A 17,743-nucleotide genomic window follows, 5' to 3' on the forward strand; every position below is an offset into this window, starting at 1 on the left:
ACGCGTGGTGGCGACTTCACGCCACAATCACGGAATTCGCGGTTCCGGGATCGGGGGCGTCGCGGTCGAGTTCCGCGACGATCCGGGCGGCCACCGCCGGGTGCACCGGCAGCGTGAGGTGGCCGACGCCGGTGACCTCGACGTTCACGGTGTCCAGGTCGGGATGGTCGAGGCGGGCCGTCTCGGCGGGGGACATCCAAAGGTCGAGGTCGCTCCAGAAGCTGACGAACCGGGTGCGGCAGTCGGGCGCCGGGGCGGCCAGTTCGCGCAGGACGGGGGAGCCGGGGCGCATCTGGCGGACGAGCGGGTGCACGCCGGCGAGCGGGACGGCGGAGGTGCCGCCGTGCGGCGTGCCGAGCGTGACGACCGTGCGGACGTGGGGGGCGCCGCCGAGCCGCTGTGCGTAGTACCGGGCGACCAAGCCGCCCAGGCTGTGCCCGACGAGGTCCACCTCGGCGTGGCCGGTGCGGGCGCGGAGCTCCTCGACGTGGTCGGCGAGCCGGTGGGCGGCGGCGCGCAGGTCACGGGTGAGCGGTGAGTGGTTGACGGCCCGGACGTACCGGGTGCCGTCCCGCGCGAGGGCGTGCCGCAGCAGGACGAAGGCGGAACGGTTGTCGGAGAGCCCGTGGAGCAGGACGACGGGCGGGCGGGTGCCGTGCGGCGCGGCGGTGGGGCACCGTCCGGGACGGAGGCACTCGGGGACGAGGCGCTCGGGGACGAGGCCCGCCGGGATGAGGCCGGCGGGGTAGAGGAACACGTGCCCGGCGAGGACGGCCGCCTCCAGGGCGGCCGACCTCAGGGCGTCGGCGCGGAGGGCGGTCGCGGTGGCGGGTGGTGGTGGACCCCGCATGCCGACCTCCTGGTGAGCGGCGTACAGAGGACGGCTCCGTCTCCCCCGCACGCCCTCGGGCGGCGCCGCGGCCGAGGGTGGGGATGCGCCCTACCTCCGTGCCGCGCGGCTGGCGGCGCGAGGGGTACGACGACCTCGTCGCGGCTCCGGATCGCGTCCGCCCCGGCTGTCCCGTGGTCCACTCGGCGCGGGTGCGGCGCGTGGCGAACATGTCCCACGTGTGATTTCCCCCTCGCTCTTGACCGCGAAACGGCCGGTTGCGGGATGCTGGAGATAACGTTCGTTCACCTCCCCGGCATACAGGTACGGGGGACGCATGTGGAGGCAGTGATGGGTGTGACCGGTCCGATCCGCGTGGTGGTGGCCAAGCCGGGTCTCGACGGCCACGATCGCGGCGCGAAGGTGATCGCGCGGGCGCTGCGTGACGCCGGTATGGAGGTCATTTACACCGGCCTGCACCAGACGCCGGAGCAGATCGTGGACACCGCGATCCAGGAGGACGCCGACGCGATCGGGTTGTCGATCCTGTCCGGCGCGCACAACACGCTGTTCGCGCGTGTGCTGGAGCTGCTGAAGGAACGCGACGCGGAGGACATCAAGGTCTTCGGCGGCGGCATCATCCCGGAGGCCGACATCCCGCCGCTGAAGGAGAAGGGCGTCGCGGAGATCTTCACGCCCGGCGCGACGACGGCGTCCATCGTCGACTGGGTCAACGCCCACGTCCGCCAGCCGACCGGCGCCTGACCCCGAGGAGCGCCCCGGACGAGCCCCCCTTCGCCCCGCCCGGCCGATCCGACGGATCGTCGGATCCGGTGACTGACCGGTCTGGTGGCTGACGGGTCTGGCGACCGGCCGGTCCGGTGGCTGACCGGTCTGGTGGCCAACAGGTCCGGTGGCCAATAGGTCCGCTGACCGCCCGGTCTGATGGCTGACGGGGGCTGGTGACCGCCCGGTCCGGTGGCTGACGGGTTCGATGACCGCCCGGTCCGGTGGCCAACAGGTCCGCTGACCGGCCGGTTCGGTGGCCGATCGGTTCGGTGGCTGCTTGGTCCGGTGGTCCGGCACGTCCGGGCATCCGGCCGCCGCGCCGGTCCGTCCCCTCGGCCGGGGTCGGCCGGTGCGAGGGCCCGTCAGCTCCCCGGCGGAGCCAGCTCCGTACGCATCGCCGCGCGCAGGCGCAGGGTGGCGACCAGCCGCTGGAACGCCTCCGCCCAGTACCCCCCGGCCCCGGGCGCCGCGTCCTCCCCCTCGTCGGTCGCCGCCGTCAGCACCTCCAGCCGGTCCGCCTCGCGGGGGTCGAGGCACCGCTCCGCCAGCCCCATCACCCCGCTGAAGCTCCACGGGTAGCTCCCGGCCTCCCGCGCGATGTCCAGCGCGTCGACCACGGCCCTCCCCAGCGCCCCGGACCACGGCACCGCGCACACCCCGAGCAGCTGGAACGCCTCCGACAGCCCGTGTGCCGCGATGAACGCCGCGACCCACTCCGCCCGCTCCTCGTGCGGCAGCGTGGACAGCAGCGCCGCCGCCGACGACACCCCCGGTCCCGACGCGGGCGGTGCCGACGCGGGGCCGAGCAGCGCCCGCGACCATGCCGCGTCCCGCTGCCGTACCGCCGCCCTGCACCACGCGGCGTGCAGTTCGTCGCGCCAGTCGTCGGCCACCGGCAGGGCGACGATCTCCTCGGGGGTCCGTCCGCCGAGCCGTTCCCGCCACAGCCCGAGCGGGGCGGCCTCCACCAGTTGGCCGAGCCACCAGGACCGCCGGCCCCGGCCGGAGGGCGGCTGCGGTACGACACCGTCGCGCTGCATCTCCGCGTCGCACTCGTGCGGCGCCTCCACCGTGATCGTCGCCTGCCGCCCGGTGTGGTCGAGGCCCACGCACGACGCGGCCCGCGCGGCCATCCGCGCGGCGAACGCCGACCCGGGCAGCGCGGACAGCAGCTCCGCCGCCGTGGACCGGACGTTGCGGCTGCGGTCCGGCAGGGCCCGCTCCAGGAACTCCTCGTCGGCGTCGGACAGCCCCGTCCGCAGCGAGTCCAGGAACATCAGCCGGTCCTCGGCCCGCTCCGTCGCCCACGTCGACGCCAGCAGGTCCAGCGCCGCCGCCGGGTCGTGCGCCCGTACGGCCGCCAGCAGCGCGACCCGCTCGGCGAACAGGCCCTCCTCCCACAGCCGCCGCACGCCCTCGGCGTCGTCGGGCGCGGGCAGTGCCGCTCCGCCGGCCGCGCCGCGCAGGGCGAACCTCCACTCCGGGTTGAACGCGGCCAGCCACAGCGCGCGCGGCCCGCCGAACGCCAGCGCCTGCGGCCGCAGGTCGGTACGGGCGCGGGCGGCGTCGAGCAGCGCGGGCAGGGCGGGCGCGGGCGCGCGGTAGCCGTACGCGTTGGCGGCGGCCAGCCACTGCGGCAGCAGCTCGGTCAGGTCGGGCGCGGTGCCCCGGCGGCCACCGCCGCCCGCCGACGGACGGTCGGCGAGCAACTGCGCCAGCCGGCGCGCGGCGGCCTCGGGCAACGGCGGACGCCCGTCGCGCGGCGCGGGCCGCGGCAGGGGCGCGGCGGCGGCCGGGACGAGCCCGGCCCGCCGCCGCACGGTCTGCACGGCGGCGGCGTCCAGCAACGCGACCGGAGCGTCGGCGGGGGGCCCGTCGCCGGGACCCCCGGTCCCGGGCGGGGCGCCCGCCTCCGCCGGGAGCCCCGCCGGGGCCGGCAGCGGGCGGCGGTCCGTGCCCAGGAGGGCCGACGTGACGAGGTCTTCCCACGTCGTGGTGGTCATGTCTTCTCCTCCAGCCGTCAGGTGAGCGGGATCGTGCCGGGCGCGTCCGGGGACCAGGCGGCCAGCGGTGTGAACCCCCGGTGGCCGCACTCGCCGAAGACGGTGACCGGCGCGCCGCCGGACACCGCCGCCAGCCGCCACAGCCCCGGCCGGGCCGGGGCCGACCCCGTGACGGGCAGCGCGGCGCCCCCGTCCGCGTCGGCCAACTGCCAGCCCTCCGCGGCCGGCACGGGTACCACGTCCCGCAGCGTCACCGGCCAGGAGTCCAGCCACGGGTCGTCCCGCAGCGCCAGCCCGTACGCCGTGAGCGCGTCCCCGACCGTCCCGCCCGGCGGCGGCGCGTCCCCCGGTACGGGCGCGGCGAACCGCTCGCCCAGCTCCGCCCGCAACTGCCCGGCCCCCGGGTGGCGGACGAGCTCCGCGTCGACGACCAGGCCCACCGCGAGCGCCAGTTCCGGCGCCCGGCCCGCCGCCCCGAACGACAGCAGCAGCGCCGTGCGCCCCGTGTCCTGCCCGTACAGCCATATGCGGCGCGTCGTCAGCCTGCCGTCCGACGTGTCGTACTGGGCGAGGACCAACCAGCGGTCCCGGACCGCCGGTCCCTCCGCCGACGCGGGCAGGCCGACCCGCGTGCGGACCGTCGCGGCCAGCGGCCCCGGCAACCGGTCGACGCCCAGCCACGCCCGGTCCAACAGGTGCGTCAGCGCGCTCTCCTCCAGCAGCCGCACCGGCCAGCCGGGGCCCGAACCGGGTATCGCGCCCAGCTCCCGGACCCGGCCCGCCAGGCCCGGCGCCTGCGCGTCGACCATGCGGCGCGCGGTCTCCTCCCACAGCCCGTACCCCGCCTGCTCGGCGGCGGCCAGCCCGCCGCGCACCAGGTCCGCGAGGCGCTGCTCCAGCTCCTCCGCGCCGGCCGTGACGCGGGCCGACCGGGCCGCCGCCCGCTTCCGCGCCGCCTCCGCGTCGACCGGCCCGCCGTCGTCCTTCCGCTTCCGCGCGTCGGCGCGCTCCCCCCGGCTCTCCAGCCACTGCTCCGCCCAGTCCGGCGCGTCCGCCCCCGCCGGTACGGCGGCGTCGTCCGCCGCCCAGAGCAGCAGCAGCCCCAGCGCGTGCTTGCACGGGAACTTTCGGCTCGGGCAACTGCACTTGTACGCCGGGCCCGTGAGGTCGACGACCGTCCGGTACGGCTTGCTGCCGCTGCCCTTGCACAGGCCCCACACGGCCCCCGTGCCGCCGCACCCCGTGCCGGACCACGGCCCGGCGGTGCCCAGCTTGCTTCCCGCTTTGCGCGAGGCGGCGTCAGGAGCCAGAGCCAGCACCTGTTCCGCCGTCCAGCGCACCCCCTGCTCAGTCATGTCGTCGACCGTAGGGCCCGCCACTGACAATCGGTCCCGACCTGCGGTGACGGGCCCCGGCGGGGGAGGCGGCGGGGCACGCTCGTACCGTTGTGCCACCACCACTCGACCTCCGGGGGAGCACATGAACCGCACCAGCCGATCCGCCGTCGCCGTCCTGGCGGCGGCCGGTCTCGCGCTCGGCCTGGGCGCCTGCTCGCAGGCGGCCGACGAGGCCACCGAGCGCGTCGACAGCGCGATCAACGAGACGTACCAGGTGACGTACGAGGTGACCGGCGCCGGCATCGATTCGATCAGCTACAACGGCGGCGGGGGCGACGCGATGAACCCGAAGCTGGAGACCGTCGAGAAGCCGACCCTGCCGTGGCGCAAGACGGTGACGCTGCGCGGCATCGAGGCGCCGCTCGTCACGCCCGTCTCCATCCAGGACGGCGCCCGGGCGAGCTGCAAGATCACCCACAAGGGCAAGGTGCTGAAGGAGGCGTCCGGCAAGGGCGCGGCCGCGACGCTCAGCTGCGTGGCGGTCTCCCCGATCGCCACCGAGTGAGCGGGCCGGCCGACGCCCGGTGACCCCGCCCGGGCGTCGGCCGGGCGGCTCCCCTCCCCAGGGGCCCCCTCCCCGGCGACCCCCTCCCGCCCCCGGCCCGCCCAACTCCCCGGGTAAGCCCCGGTTTTACCGCTGTGGCCTGCGGAAACGGTCGATTGTCAGTGGCGTGGTGCACGGTGGATCCCAGACCCGGTCGAACCATTCGAACGATCTGGAGGGGGATCCCATGACCGTGCCCGCAACCACCGAGAAGCACCGTGCCGAAAGCGGCGCCGACGCCCTGCGGCCGCATGCCGAGGACGCGTTCGCGCACGAGTTGGAGGCGCTCGCCGCGGCCGACGACCGGCCCCGCCCGGAGCGCTGGCGGCTCTCGCCGTGGGCGGTCGCCACGTACCTGCTGGGCGGCACGCTCCCGGACGGCACGGTGATCACACCGAAGTACGTGGGCCCGCGCCGGATCGTCGAGGTCGCCGTCACCACGCTCGCCACCGACCGCGCCCTGCTCCTCCTCGGCGTCCCCGGCACGGCCAAGACCTGGGTGTCCGAGCACCTCGCGGCGGCCGTCAGCGGCGACTCGACGCTCCTCGTCCAGGGCACGGCCGGCACGCCCGAGGAGGCCATCCGGTACGGGTGGAACTACGCGCGGCTCCTCGCCCACGGCCCCAGCCGCGACGCCCTCGTGCCCAGCCCGGTCATGCGCGCCATGGCCGACGGCATGACGGCCCGTGTGGAGGAGCTGACCCGCATCCCCGCCGACGTGCAGGACACGCTCATCACGATCCTGTCCGAGAAGACGCTGCCCATCCCGGAGCTGGGCCAGGAGGTCCAGGCCGTCCGCGGTTTCAACCTGATCGCCACGGCCAACGACCGCGACCGGGGCGTCAACGACCTGTCGAGCGCCCTGCGCCGCCGCTTCAACACGGTCGTCCTGCCCCTGCCCGAGACGCCCGAGGCCGAGGTCGACATCGTCTCCCGCCGCGTCGACCAGATCGGCCGCTCCCTCGACCTGCCCGGCGCGCCCGAGGGCATCGACGAGATCCGCCGTGTCGTCACCGTCTTCCGCGAACTGCGCGACGGCGTCACCGCGGACGGCCGCACCAAGCTCAAGTCGCCGTCGGGCACGCTCTCCACGGCCGAGGCGATCTCCGTCGTCACCAGCGGACTCGCCCTCGCCGCGCACTTCGGGGACGGCGTGCTGCGCCCCGCCGACGTGGCCGCCGGCATCCTCGGCGCCGTCGTCCGCGACCCGGCCGCCGACCGCGTCATCTGGCAGGAGTACCTGGAGACCGTCGTCCGCGAGCGGGACGGCTGGAAGGACTTCTACCGCGCCTGCCGGGAGGTGTCGGCGTGACCGGTCCCCTGCTGCTCGGGGTGCGCCACCACGGGCCCGGCTCGGCGCGCGCGGTCCGCGCCGCCCTCGACGCGGCCCGTCCCGCGGCCGTGCTGATCGAGGGCCCGCCGGAGGCCGACGCGCTGCTGCCGCTCGCCGCCGACGAGCGGATGCGCCCGCCGGTCGCCCTGCTGGCGCACGCCGTCGACGACCCGGGGAAGGCCGCGTTCTGGCCGCTCGCCGCCTTCTCGCCCGAGTGGGTCGCCCTCCGCTGGGCGCTCGACCACGGCGCCGCCGTCCGCTTCGCCGACCTGCCGGCCACCCACACCCTCGCCATGACGGGCGATCCCACGTGGGGCGACGAGGACGACGACACCGGTGACGGCGACTCGGGCGAGCCGTCCGCCGACGGGCGGCGCCGCGGACTGCGCGTCGACCCCCTCGCCGTACTCGCCGAGACCGCCGGGTACGACGACCCGGAACGCTGGTGGGAGGACGCCGTCGAGCACCGCGCGGCGCACACGGGCGACCCGCTGGCACCGTTCGCGGCCGTCGCGGAGGCGATGACGGCGCTGCGCGAGACGTACGGGCACGGCGGCAACGCCCGCGACCCCGTCCGCGACCCCGTCCGCGAGGCGTACATGCGGCTCCAACTGCGCGCCGCCCGCAAGGAGCACGGCGACGACGCCGTCGCCTTCGTCTGCGGCGCCTGGCACGTCCCGGCGCTCGCCGAGAAGACCACCGTCACCGCCGACCGGGCCCTCCTCAAGGGACTCCCCAAGGTCAGGACGGAGACGACCTGGGTGCCGTGGACGCACCGCAGGCTCGCCCGCCGCTCCGGTTACGGCGCCGGCATCGACTCGCCCGGCTGGTACGGGCACCTGTTCGCCGTGCCCGACCGGCCCGTCGAACGGTGGATGACGAAGGTCGCCGGACTGTTGCGGGAGGAGGACCACCCCGTGTCGTCCGCCCACGTCATCGAGGCCGTACGGCTCGCCGGGACGCTCGCCGCGATGCGCGGCCGGCCCCTGCCCGGGCTCACCGAGACGACCGACGCCGTCCGGGCGGTGATGTGCGACGGCTCCGACGTGCCGCTCGCCCTGATCCGTGACCGGCTCGTGGTCGGGGACGTCCTGGGCGAGGTGCCCGACGGGGCGCCCGCCGTGCCCCTCCAGCGCGACCTGAACCGCCTCCAGCGCACGCTGCGCCTCAGACCGGAGGCGGCGGAGCGGGAGCTCGACCTCGACCTGCGCAAGGACACCGACGCCGCCCGCAGCCGCCTCCTGCACCGGCTGCGCCTCCTCGGCGTCGACTGGGGCGAGCCCGCGCGCGCCCGCGGCACGGGCACGTTCCGGGAGACCTGGCGGCTGCGCTGGGAGCCCGAGCTCCACGTCCGGGTGGCGGAGGCCGGCGTGTGGGGCACCACGGTCCTGTCCGCCGCCACCGCCAAGGCCGAGGCCGGAGCCGTCGCCGCCACGGCCCTCGCGGAGGTCACCGCCCTCGCCGAGCGGTGCCTCCTCGCGGACCTGCCCGAGGCGCTGCCCCCGGTCATGAAGGCCCTCGCCGACCGCGCCGCGCTCGACGCCGACGTCGGCCGCCTCGCCCTGGCCCTGCCCGCCCTGGCGCGCTCCCTCCGCTACGGGGACGTGCGGGCCACGGACGCCGCCGCGCTCGCGGAGGTCGCCACCGGCCTCGCCCTGCGCATATGCGTCGGCCTGCCGCCCGCCTGCGCGGGACTGGACGCGGACGGCGCCGCCGAGATGCGCGGCCACGTCGACACCGTCCACACGGCGATACGGCTCCTCCCGGACGCCGACGAGGTCACCGCGCGGTGGACGGCCGTCCTGGAACGGCTCGCCCGCCGCGACACGGTCCCCGGCGCCCTGCGCGGCCGCGCCGCCCGGCTCCTCCTGGACGACGGGCGGCTCGCCGAGGACGAGGCCGCCCGCCTGATGGGCCTCGCCCTGTCCCCCGGCACGGCACCGGCCGAGGCCGCCGCCTGGATCGAGGGGTTCGTCGGCGGGGCGGGCGGCCCTGGCCGGGACGGCTCGGGCGGCATGCTCCTCGTCCACGACGAGCGGCTGCTCGCCCTGGTCGACGCGTGGCTGACGGCCGTGCCCGCCGAGGCGTTCACGGACGTGCTGCCGCTGCTGCGCCGCACGTTCTCCGCGTACGAGCCGGGGGTGCGCCGCACGCTCGGCGAACTCGTCCGGCGCGGCCCCTCCGGGGGCGGCGGCGCGACGCTGACCGAGGCGGGCGCGCCCGGTTTCGGCCCCGGCCTCGACGAGGCCCGCGCCGACGGGGTGCTGCCCCTGCTGGACCTGCTGCTGGGCCACCGGCGGCCGAACGACGACGAACTCGCGGGGGTGGGCCGATGACCGGCGACGAGGAGCGGCTGCGGCGCTGGCGCATGGTGCTCGGCGGGGGAGCGGCGGACGGCACGGGCTGTGTCCTCACCGGCACGGACGCCGCCATGGACGGCGCGCTGAGCGCCCTGTACGGCGGGGCCCCCGGCGACGCCGGGCGGCAGGGGCGCCGGGACCGGTCGGCGGGGCTCGGCGGGTCGGCGCCGTCCGTGGCGCGCTGGCTCGGCGACATCCGCACGTACTTCCCCAGCTCCGTCGTGCAGGTCATGCAGCGCGACGCGATCGACCGGCTCGGCCTGTCCGCGCTGCTGATGGAGCCGGAGATGCTGGAGGCCGTCGAGGCGGACGTCCACCTCGTCGGCACGCTGCTCTCCCTCAACAAGGCCATGCCCGAGACGACGAAGGAGACGGCGCGGGCCGTCGTCCGCAAGGTCGTCGACGACCTGGAGAAGCGCCTCGCCACGCGCACCCGGGCCACCCTCACCGGGGCCCTCGACCGCAGCGCCCGCATCAGCCGGCCCCGGCACCGGGACATCGACTGGGACCGCACGATCCGCGCCAACCTGAAGAACTACCTGCCCGAGTACCGCACGGTCGTCCCCGAGCGGCTGGTCGGCTACGGACGCGCCTCACAGGCCGTCAAGAAGGAGGTCGTGCTCTGCATCGACCAGTCCGGGTCGATGGCGGCGTCCGTCGTGTACGCCTCGGTGTTCGGCGCGGTCCTGGCGTCGATGCGGTCGATCGCGACCCGGCTCGTCGTCTTCGACACGGCCGTCGTCGACCTGACGGACCAGCTCGACGACCCGGTGGACGTGCTGTTCGGCACGCAACTGGGCGGCGGCACGGACATCAACCGGGCGCTCGCGTACTGCCAGTCGCAGATCACCCGGCCGGCCGACACGGTCGTGGTGCTGATCAGCGACCTCTACGAGGGCGGCATCCGCAACGAGATGCTGAAGAGGGTCGCGGCGATGAAGGCGGCCGGGGTGCAGTTCGTGACGCTGCTCGCCCTGTCCGACGAGGGCGCCCCCGCGTACGACCGGGAGCACGCCGCCGCGCTGGCGGCGCTGGGGGCGCCGGCGTTCGCGTGCACCCCCGACCTCTTCCCGGAGGTGATGGCGGCGGCCCTGGAGAAGCGCCCGATACCGGTCCCCGAGCCGATGTGACCCACGCGGGCGGCCGGGCCCCACGCGGACGGCCGGGCCCCACGCCGGGGCCGGGCGGTCGACGTGGCCACCGGCAAGGTGCTCGACACCACGCGGAGCTGGGCCCCACGGCGGGGCCGGTCTCACGACGGGGACGGGCACGTGCCGGGAGCGGACCTGAGGGCGGGGCGAGGGTCGCGGCGGGGCCGGGCCTCATGGCGGGCCGGGCACATGCCGGGGCGGGCCCTGCGGCGGTGCCGGGGACCCGGCATCGCCGGTCGGGAACGAGCCGGTTGCCGACCGTGAGGCGCGCACCCACCTGGTGGTGCGCTGCGGTGCCGGGACGGCCGGCTCCACGGGCGGCCCGGTCGCCGGTGCCACCGAGGGCGTCCGGCCGCCGACGACGGGCGTGGCGGCTGAGGTGGACCCGTTCGCCCACGGGGGTGACCGGTGCCGTCGCCCGTACCGTGCGGAGGCTCGTGGAGACCTTCGTCGCCCTGGTCGAGCCCGTCGCGACGAGCGTCACCACCAGCGCCACCCTCGCGGACGGCGCCGCGCCGTTCACCCACGACGGGACCACCGCGACGACGAGCGACGCCCGTCCGCACGCCGGGACCACCCTCCAGGGCGTCCGGACGGCGGACAGTCCCATCGCCCCGGACTGTTCCTGCGGATTCTCCGCCGAGCTTCCGTCGCGTCCCCGTCGAACCCCTGCCGGATCTCTGCCGAGAGTCCGTCGAGCCGTCCGCCGGGGCTCTGCCGAGCCGCCCACTGAGGCTCCCGCCGAGCTTCTGTCGAGCCCCTGCCGAGTCCTCGTCGAGCCCCTGCCGGGACTCCGTCGAGCCGTCCGCCGGGGCTCGGCCGGGGCTCTGCCGGGCCTCCACCGGGGCTCCGTCGGTCCCCGCCGGGGCTCCCAGCGAGCCCCCGCCGAGCCCCGCCGAGCTCCCGCCACGCCCCGGCGGGAGCGCCTGCCACGGCCCGGCGGGAGCGCCTGCCACGGCCCGGCGGGAGCGTTCGGTCCGTGCGTCTGGTCTGCCACGAAATCCGTAGTCACGGGCGGTCTCACAGCCGGTGGGGCCGCCCGTTTGAGGTTCCTGTCTGTGACAGGTATCACCGTTCGGGTGTGATCTGCGATTTAGGGCGGCACCCCCTCCGGGGATAACCTGCGAGACGGACATGCCGCGTCCACGGACACCGTGTACGCCTCCCTTGTGACAGAGCAGTCACGTTGCCCTCCGCCCGTGTGACGGGCGCGCGGCACGCCCACGCATGACAACGAACCGCGATCACCAGAAAAGGGACGGACGCGCGTGGACCTGTTCGAGTACCAGGCGAGGGACCTCTTCGCCAAGCACGGTGTACCGGTGCTGGCCGGTGAAGTCATCGACACGCCTGAGGCGGCGCGCGAGGCGACGGAGCGGCTGGGCGGCAAGTCGGTCGTCAAGGCGCAGGTCAAGGTCGGCGGCCGTGGCAAGGCCGGCGGCGTCAAGCTGGCCTCGGACCCGCAGGACGCGGTCGAGAAGGCCCAGCAGATCCTCGGCATGGACATCAAGGGCCACACGGTCCACAAGGTCATGATCGCCGAGACGGCCCCGGAGATCGTCGAGGAGTACTACGTCTCGTACCTCCTCGACCGTACGAACCGCACCTTCCTGGCCATGGCGTCCGTCGAGGGCGGCATGGACATCGAGGAGGTCGCGGCCACCAAGCCCGAGGCCCTCGCGAAGGTCCCGGTCGACGCCAACGAGGGCGTCACGATCGAGAAGGCCCGCGAGATCGTCGCGCAGGCGAAGTTCCCGGCCGAGGTCGCCGAGAAGGTCGCCGAGGTCCTCGTGACCCTGTGGAAGACGTTCGTCGCGGAGGACGCCCTCCTCGTCGAGGTGAACCCGCTCGCCAAGGTCGCCTCCGGCGACATCCTGGCCCTCGACGGCAAGGTCTCCCTGGACGCCAACGCCGACTTCCGCCAGCCCGAGCACGAGGCGCTGGAGGACAAGGCCGCCGCCAACCCGCTCGAGGCCGCCGCCAAGGCGAAGGGCCTCAACTACGTCAAGCTCGACGGCGAGGTCGGCATCATCGGCAACGGCGCGGGCCTGGTCATGTCCACCCTGGACGTCGTCGCGTACGCCGGTGAGGCGCACGGCGGCGTGAAGCCGGCCAACTTCCTGGACATCGGCGGCGGCGCCTCCGCCGAGGTCATGGCGAACGGCCTGGAGATCATCCTCGGCGACCCGGACGTCAAGTCCGTGTTCGTCAACGTCTTCGGCGGCATCACCGCCTGCGACGAGGTCGCCAACGGCATCGTCCAGGCCCTGGAGCTCCTCAAGTCCAAGGGCGAGGAAGTCACCAAGCCGCTGGTCGTGCGCCTCGACGGCAACAACGCGGAGCTGGGTCGCAAGATCCTGTCGGACGCCAACCACCCGCTGGTGCAGCGCGTGGACACCATGGACGGCGCGGCCGACAAGGCCGCCGAGCTCGCGGCTGCGAAGTAAAAGGGACGAGGTCACAGACACACCATGGCTATCTTCCTCACCAAGGACAGCAAGGTCATCGTCCAGGGCATGACCGGCGCCACGGGCATGAAGCACACCAAGCTCATGCTCGGTGACGGCACCAACATCGTCGGTGGCGTGAACCCGCGCAAGGCCGGTACGACCGTCGACTTCGACGGCACCGAGGTACCGGTCTTCGGCACGGTCGCCGAGGCGATGGAGAAGACGGGCGCCGACGTCTCCGTCCTCTTCGTGCCGCCGGCCTTCGCCAAGGCCGCCGTCGTCGAGGCCATCGACGCCGAGATCCCCCTCGCGGTCGTCATCACCGAGGGCATCGCCGTCCACGACTCCGCCGCCTTCTGGGCGTACGCGAAGTCGAAGGGCAACAAGACCCGCATCATCGGCCCGAACTGCCCCGGCCTGATCACGCCCGGCCAGTCCAACGCGGGCATCATCCCCGGCGACATCACCAAGCCGGGCAAGATCGGCCTCGTGTCGAAGTCCGGCACGCTGACCTACCAGATGATGTACGAGCTGCGCGACATCGGCTTCTCGTCGTGCGTCGGCATCGGTGGCGACCCGGTCATCGGCACCACCCACATCGACGCGCTCGCGGCCTTCGAGGCCGACCCGGAGACCGAGCTGATCGTCATGATCGGTGAGATCGGCGGTGACGCGGAGGAGCGCGCGGCCGACTTCATCAAGGCGAACGTGACGAAGCCGGTCGTCGGCTACGTCGCGGGCTTCACCGCGCCCGAGGGCAAGACGATGGGCCACGCCGGCGCGATCGTCTCCGGCTCGTCCGGTACGGCGCAGGCGAAGAAGGAGGCCCTTGAGGCCGCCGGCGTCAAGGTCGGCAAGACGCCGACCGAGACGGCCAAGCTGGCTCGCGAGATCCTGAACGCCCAGGCGTGACACCCGTGTGAGCACGCTCCGAAGCGGGCCCGCCCCCGGTACTCCGGGAGGCGGGCCCGCTTCGCGTACGGGGTCTGGTCGCGGGGGCCTAGTACGGTGACGGGACCAGCCGGACCGGGCCCTTCACCGGTTCCCGTTCCAGGTGGGACCGGAGCTCCTCGTCCTGCCGCGTCAGCCGCTCCGGCCCGCTCAGCACCGGCACCCCCGCCACCGCCTCGCCCGGCGCCAGCGGCGGCTCGTACCGGGTGGGCGCCGTCGCCAGCGTGAACGCCGTCGCCGTGACGATCAGCGCCGACAGCGCCGCCGTCCCGCGCGTCCACAGCCACACCCGCCGCTCCCCGCCCGCGCGCACCGTCCCCGGTGTGGCCAGCGTCGTCGCCGCGCCCTGCTCCAGCAGCTCCGCCAGCCGCTCCCGCAGCGCCTCCGGTTCCGTCAGGGCCGGCACCCGCTCCGCGACCGCCTCGCGCGCGTGCAGCAGCCGCTGCGCGGCGGCCGGACTGCTGGCCTCCGTCTCGGCGGCCACCTCCGGAAGGCCCACGCCCAGCCCGTCGTAGAGGAGGAGCGTCCGCCGGTACGGGGCGGGCAGCTCCAGCAGGGCGTCGCGCAGCGCCCGCGTCGTGGCGCCCCCGGCGGGCGGGTCGGGGCGCCGGTGCGCGCGCCGCAGCCGGTGCCAGGGGGAGAGGGCGTAGTCGTGCGCGGCGGCCCGCACCCACCCCCCGGGGTCCCGGTCGACGGCGACCTCGGGCCAGCGGTCCCAGGCCCGGTGGAAGGCGTACTCGACGGCCTCCCGCGCCAGCCCCCGCCGTCCGGTGAGGACGTACGCCTGCCGTACGAGGCCGGGCGCGGCGTACGCGTACAGCGCGTCGAACGCCTCGACGGGGGTCGCGGGCGGCGCGGTCGCCGTCCCCGGTCCGGGCGCGTCCACCCCTCCGGGCGGCGGGTCCGGCGCCGTGGCCGCCCGCGCCCCGCCGATCGTGCCCTGCGTCATCGCCTGCCTCCGCGAACACTCTGCGTAGCGGAAAAGTACATAAACGTATATTGAGCGACACAGCGGACATCCGCCTGTTGCACGGCTACAGCGCGTGTCGTTGGCAGCATGTTCGTGTGACCGCTCCCGTGTCCGATTCCGCTTCGTCCCCCTCCGCCTCCCCCTCCCCTTCTGCCTCCGCCTCCGCCTCCGTGCTCGGCCCCGGGCCCGGGGCGGTGGTCCCCGTCGAGTCGCAGCCCGTCGTGTACGGCGTCCGACCCGCCGCCGTGGCGGGGATGGCCCTCGCGCGCGGGGTGATCGCGGCGGGGCTGGGCCTCGCCGCGTTCGCCGTCCTCGTCACCGCCGCGTGGATCGGTTCCCCGTACCCCGACAGGGGCCCCGACGTGGCCCTGCACGTCGCGGCGGGGCTGTGGCTGCTGGCGCACGGCGTGGAACTGGTCCGCCCGGAGACGCTGTCCGGCACCCCGGCCCCGGTGGGCGTCGTCCCGCTGCTGCCGGCCGTGCTGCCGGTGTGGCTGGCGTACCGGACCGCGCGCGACGCCCTGGAGCCGGGCGGTACGCGGCCGAGGACGACGCCGACCGGGACGGTGTGCGCGGTGACCGCCGGATACGCCGTGGTCGCCCTGGGGGCCTTCCTGTACGCGACGGGCGGGCCCCTGGAGGCGGATCCGCTGAGTGCGGCCGGGCACGTTCCGCCAGTCGTGGCGCTGGCGGCGGCGGCCGGGGCGTGGAGCGCGTACGGGCGGCCGCTCGGGCCGCTGCCGGAGTGGCTGCCCGTGCGGGTGCGGCGGGCACCGGCGCGGACCCGGTCCCTGGTCGCGGCGCGGGCGGCGGGCGGGGCGCTGCTGGTGCTGCTGGTGGGGGGCGCGCTGCTGGTGGCGGGGTCGCTGGTGGGGCACTGGGGGGTGGCCCGCGGTTCGCTGCTCGGCCTGACGGGTGACTGGGGCGGGCGGGCGGCGGTCCTGGCGCTGGCGCTGGCGCTGCTGCCGAACGCGGCGGTGTGGGGCGCGGCGTACGGCCTGGGGCCCGGGTTCGCGTTGGGCACGGGCGCGGTGGTGACGCCGCTGGGGGTGGTGGGGGTGCCGGCCGTCCCGGACTTCCCGCTGCTGGCGGCCGTGCCGGTCGGCACGCGGGGCGGCTGGGCGACGTGGGCGGCGGCCGTGGTGCCGCTGGTGGCCGGGGCGGTCGCGGGGTGGTGTACGGCGGGGGAGGCGGCGCCGCCGCTGGTCCGCCGCGACGAGGCGTGGAGCGCGCGCCGTACGGCGGGGGCCGCGGGGTTGGCGGCGGTGGTGTGCGGCGGGGCGACGGCGGTGCTCGCGGCGGCGGCGTCGGGGCCGCTGGGGAGGGGTCGGCTGTCGGCCTTCGGGCCGGTGTGGTGGCAGGCGGGGGCGGCGGCCCTGGCCTGGACGGCGCTGGTGGCCGTACCGACGGCGTTGGCGCTGCGCGCCTGGCGCGTCCGGACGACGGAGGCCCGCCTGGCGGAGGCCCCGCCGCTCTCCCCGCTGTCCCCGCTGCCCCCCTTGCCCCCGCTGTCCCGGGTGTCCCCGCTCCCCCTGCCGGAGGACCCGAGGCAGCGACCGCCGACCGCCGCCCGGCCGGAGCCCGAGGCGCCACGGGCCGACGGGCCGCAGGCCGAGGGGCCGCGAGCCGTCGAGCCACGGGCCGACGGGCCACAGGTCGACGAGCCGAGGGCCGACGAACCGCGGACCGTCGAGCCGCAGGCCGAGGCGCCGCGAGCCGTCGAACCGCGGGCCGACGGGCCGCAGGTCGACAAGCCGGGGGCCGAGGAATCACGGACCGTCGAGCCGCGGACCGTCGAGCAGCGGGCCGACGAACCACCGGGCAGGCCGTAGGTCCCGGGGCGCCGGCGCCGGCCCGGCTGGAACCGACCCGCGCGGCCCGCCCCGGTGAGCCCGCGGACCCGCCCCGGTGAGGCCGCCATCACGTCCCCGCGGCCCTCCGCGAAACACGCCCAGCCGCCTTGCGGGACCGGGCCGCCCACCGACCGCCCCACCCCCCGCGTACCGCGCGCGTACGCCCGTTGGTCGCCTCACCGCCCGGGCCCACCCGCGTACGCCCGCCTCACCACCCGCGCCCGCCCGCCGACCGCCTCACGGCGTGCGCACGACCCGCGCGTACGCCCACCGGGCGGTCGGCGCCGCCCGCGCGGGGCCCCGGACGGTCGCCGGCGCCCGGACGGTAGGGCCCGCGCCACCGCCGGAGCGGCCGGGCGGGGGCCCCGATGTGCGAGGGGGGAGGGGGGTAGGGGGAAGGGGGGTAGGGCCGGTCCTACTGCTTGACGCCGACGAGGTCGCGCAGCGGGTCGGGGAGCCGCTCGTTGCAGGAGAGCTGGCCGTCCTTGGTCAGGGCGTCGTCCACGCAGGTGTAGAAGTCCCGGTACACCAGTTGGAAGGTGAACATCGTCGCCACGATGACCAACGCCAGCGCACCCGTGATCAGACCGCTCACCGCCGCCGTCGTCTGCGACTTCACCGCCGTCGCGGCCGTCTCGCCGCGGTTCCGCTCGCGCAGCGAGCTGATGCCCCAGTACAGGGCCAGCGCGCCCAGCAGCAGGGCCAGCTCCGGGAAGTCGAAGACCGCGAAGAAGAAGCCCCACATGCCCGACAGCAGTGCGTACCGCGCACGCCGCTGCGACGGGTCGGTCGGGTCCCAGCGCAACTGCGGCCCGTCCTGCTGCGGGCGCCCCTGCCGGGACGGCTCGCCGCCGAAGTCGTCCGAGGAGCGGCCCGGCTGGCGCGGGCTCCAGCGGCTGCCCCAGCGCCCCTCGCGGCCGTCCCGGCCTCCTTCGCCGCCCCCGCCGTCCCCGGAGGTGCCGGACCCGTCGCCCCCGTCCGCCGGGCGGCGCGGCTGCCAGGGCTGGTCCGGGCTCCCCTCCGGCGGCGGCGCGAACGGGTTGCTGTCGTCGGTGGACTGGCGGCCTCGGTCCGGCATGTGGTGAACGTCTTCCCCTGTTGTCGTGATCCGTC

At 75.9% G+C, this 17,743-nt stretch carries 14 protein-coding genes; 9 read left to right on the forward strand and 5 right to left on the reverse strand.

What is annotated here, in order from left to right; translation table 11 throughout:
* Window positions 1-16: 16 nt before the first annotated feature.
* Complete coding sequence (locus AC07D6_RS07165; protein WP_479042689.1) at window positions 17-850, reverse strand: esterase/lipase family protein; 834 nt, start codon at window positions 848-850, stop codon at window positions 17-19.
* 83 nt (window positions 851-933) lie between these two features.
* Here AC07D6_RS07165 and AC07D6_RS07170 point away from each other — a divergent pair, with 83 nt between their 5' ends.
* Together AC07D6_RS07170 and AC07D6_RS07175 are read left to right on the forward strand one after the other, a co-directional pair.
* Window positions 934-1,074 (forward strand): hypothetical protein, encoded by a 141-nt coding sequence (locus AC07D6_RS07170; protein ID WP_315878351.1) that lies wholly within the window; start codon window positions 934-936, stop codon window positions 1,072-1,074.
* A 106-nt stretch (window positions 1,075-1,180) separates the two neighbouring features.
* Window positions 1,181-1,594 carry a coenzyme B12-dependent isobutyryl CoA mutase small subunit gene (locus AC07D6_RS07175; protein WP_315878350.1) on the forward strand — a complete coding sequence of 138 codons (414 nt, stop codon included), beginning with the start codon at window positions 1,181-1,183 and terminating at the stop codon, window positions 1,592-1,594.
* Window positions 1,595-1,980: 386 nt separating this feature from the next.
* On the opposite strand, the gene AC07D6_RS07180 is transcribed toward AC07D6_RS07175, so the two are convergent.
* Both AC07D6_RS07180 and AC07D6_RS07185 read right to left on the reverse strand, forming a co-directional pair.
* A complete protein-coding gene (locus tag AC07D6_RS07180) occupies window positions 1,981-3,621 on the reverse strand; it encodes a DUF5691 domain-containing protein (RefSeq protein WP_315878349.1) in 1,641 nt (546 codons plus the stop codon).
* Between the two features lie 17 nt (window positions 3,622-3,638).
* On the reverse strand, window positions 3,639-4,976 hold the full coding sequence (locus AC07D6_RS07185) for an SWIM zinc finger family protein (protein ID WP_479042693.1): 1,338 nt from the start codon (window positions 4,974-4,976) through the stop codon (window positions 3,639-3,641).
* Between the two features lie 124 nt (window positions 4,977-5,100).
* On the opposite strand from AC07D6_RS07185, the gene AC07D6_RS07190 reads away from it, so the two are divergent.
* The 6 genes from AC07D6_RS07190 (at window position 5,101) to sucD (ending at window position 13,768) form a co-directional block, all read left to right on the forward strand.
* A complete protein-coding gene (locus AC07D6_RS07190; RefSeq protein ID WP_315878347.1) occupies window positions 5,101-5,523 on the forward strand; it encodes an MmpS family transport accessory protein in 423 nt (140 codons plus the stop codon).
* A gap of 226 nt (window positions 5,524-5,749) precedes the next feature.
* Window positions 5,750-6,874 carry an ATP-binding protein gene (locus tag AC07D6_RS07195; protein ID WP_479042695.1) on the forward strand — a complete coding sequence of 375 codons (1,125 nt, stop codon included), beginning with the start codon at window positions 5,750-5,752 and terminating at the stop codon, window positions 6,872-6,874.
* Complete coding sequence (locus tag AC07D6_RS07200; RefSeq protein ID WP_479042697.1) at window positions 6,871-9,231, forward strand: DUF5682 family protein; 2,361 nt, start codon at window positions 6,871-6,873, stop codon at window positions 9,229-9,231. Before AC07D6_RS07195 ends, AC07D6_RS07200 begins: the two co-directional genes overlap by 4 nt.
* Window positions 9,228-10,385 carry a VWA domain-containing protein gene (locus AC07D6_RS07205; RefSeq protein WP_479042699.1) on the forward strand — a complete coding sequence of 386 codons (1,158 nt, stop codon included), beginning with the start codon at window positions 9,228-9,230 and terminating at the stop codon, window positions 10,383-10,385. Before AC07D6_RS07200 ends, AC07D6_RS07205 begins: the two co-directional genes overlap by 4 nt.
* 1,289 nt (window positions 10,386-11,674) lie before the next feature.
* On the forward strand, window positions 11,675-12,853 hold the full coding sequence (sucC, locus tag AC07D6_RS07210) for an ADP-forming succinate--CoA ligase subunit beta (protein ID WP_010470782.1): 1,179 nt from the start codon (window positions 11,675-11,677) through the stop codon (window positions 12,851-12,853).
* 24 nt (window positions 12,854-12,877) lie between these two features.
* The gene (gene sucD, locus AC07D6_RS07215) at window positions 12,878-13,768 is read left to right on the forward strand and encodes a succinate--CoA ligase subunit alpha (protein ID WP_315878343.1); all 891 of its coding nucleotides are present in this window, start codon (window positions 12,878-12,880) and stop codon (window positions 13,766-13,768) included.
* 88 nt (window positions 13,769-13,856) lie between these two features.
* Here sucD and AC07D6_RS07220 read toward each other — a convergent pair whose 3' ends face one another.
* Entirely contained in the window at window positions 13,857-14,756 is a 900-nt protein-coding gene (locus AC07D6_RS07220) for an RNA polymerase sigma factor (RefSeq protein ID WP_479042702.1), read from the reverse strand.
* 128 nt (window positions 14,757-14,884) lie between these two features.
* On the opposite strand from AC07D6_RS07220, the gene AC07D6_RS07225 reads away from it, so the two are divergent.
* Window positions 14,885-16,609, forward strand: a complete 1,725-nt coding sequence (locus AC07D6_RS07225) for a cell division protein PerM (protein WP_479042704.1) — start codon at window positions 14,885-14,887, stop codon at window positions 16,607-16,609.
* 436 nt (window positions 16,610-17,045) lie between these two features.
* On the opposite strand, the gene AC07D6_RS07230 is transcribed toward AC07D6_RS07225, so the two are convergent.
* The gene (locus AC07D6_RS07230; protein WP_479042706.1) at window positions 17,046-17,708 is read right to left on the reverse strand and encodes a hypothetical protein; all 663 of its coding nucleotides are present in this window, start codon (window positions 17,706-17,708) and stop codon (window positions 17,046-17,048) included.
* Window positions 17,709-17,743 lie beyond the last annotated feature (35 nt).

Source organism: Streptomyces sp. NPDC045287 (assembly GCF_056432325.1).

What these genes read in the sequence shown, in the direction of transcription:
- AC07D6_RS07165 (WP_479042689.1), bottom strand. Translation starts at nt 850, where the DNA reads ATGCGGGGTCCACCACCACCCGCCACCGCGACCGCCCTCCGCGCCGAC.
- AC07D6_RS07170 (WP_315878351.1), top strand. Translation starts at nt 934, where the DNA reads ATGCGCCCTACCTCCGTGCCGCGCGGCTGGCGGCGCGAGGGGTACGAC.
- AC07D6_RS07175 (WP_315878350.1), top strand. Translation starts at nt 1,181, where the DNA reads ATGGGTGTGACCGGTCCGATCCGCGTGGTGGTGGCCAAGCCGGGTCTC.
- AC07D6_RS07180 (WP_315878349.1), bottom strand. Translation starts at nt 3,621, where the DNA reads ATGACCACCACGACGTGGGAAGACCTCGTCACGTCGGCCCTCCTGGGC.
- AC07D6_RS07185 (WP_479042693.1), bottom strand. Translation starts at nt 4,976, where the DNA reads ATGACTGAGCAGGGGGTGCGCTGGACGGCGGAACAGGTGCTGGCTCTG.
- AC07D6_RS07190 (WP_315878347.1), top strand. Translation starts at nt 5,101, where the DNA reads ATGAACCGCACCAGCCGATCCGCCGTCGCCGTCCTGGCGGCGGCCGGT.
- AC07D6_RS07195 (WP_479042695.1), top strand. Translation starts at nt 5,750, where the DNA reads ATGACCGTGCCCGCAACCACCGAGAAGCACCGTGCCGAAAGCGGCGCC.
- AC07D6_RS07205 (WP_479042699.1), top strand. Translation starts at nt 9,228, where the DNA reads ATGACCGGCGACGAGGAGCGGCTGCGGCGCTGGCGCATGGTGCTCGGC.
- sucD (WP_315878343.1), top strand. Translation starts at nt 12,878, where the DNA reads ATGGCTATCTTCCTCACCAAGGACAGCAAGGTCATCGTCCAGGGCATG.
- AC07D6_RS07220 (WP_479042702.1), bottom strand. Translation starts at nt 14,756, where the DNA reads ATGACGCAGGGCACGATCGGCGGGGCGCGGGCGGCCACGGCGCCGGAC.
- AC07D6_RS07230 (WP_479042706.1), bottom strand. Translation starts at nt 17,708, where the DNA reads ATGCCGGACCGAGGCCGCCAGTCCACCGACGACAGCAACCCGTTCGCG.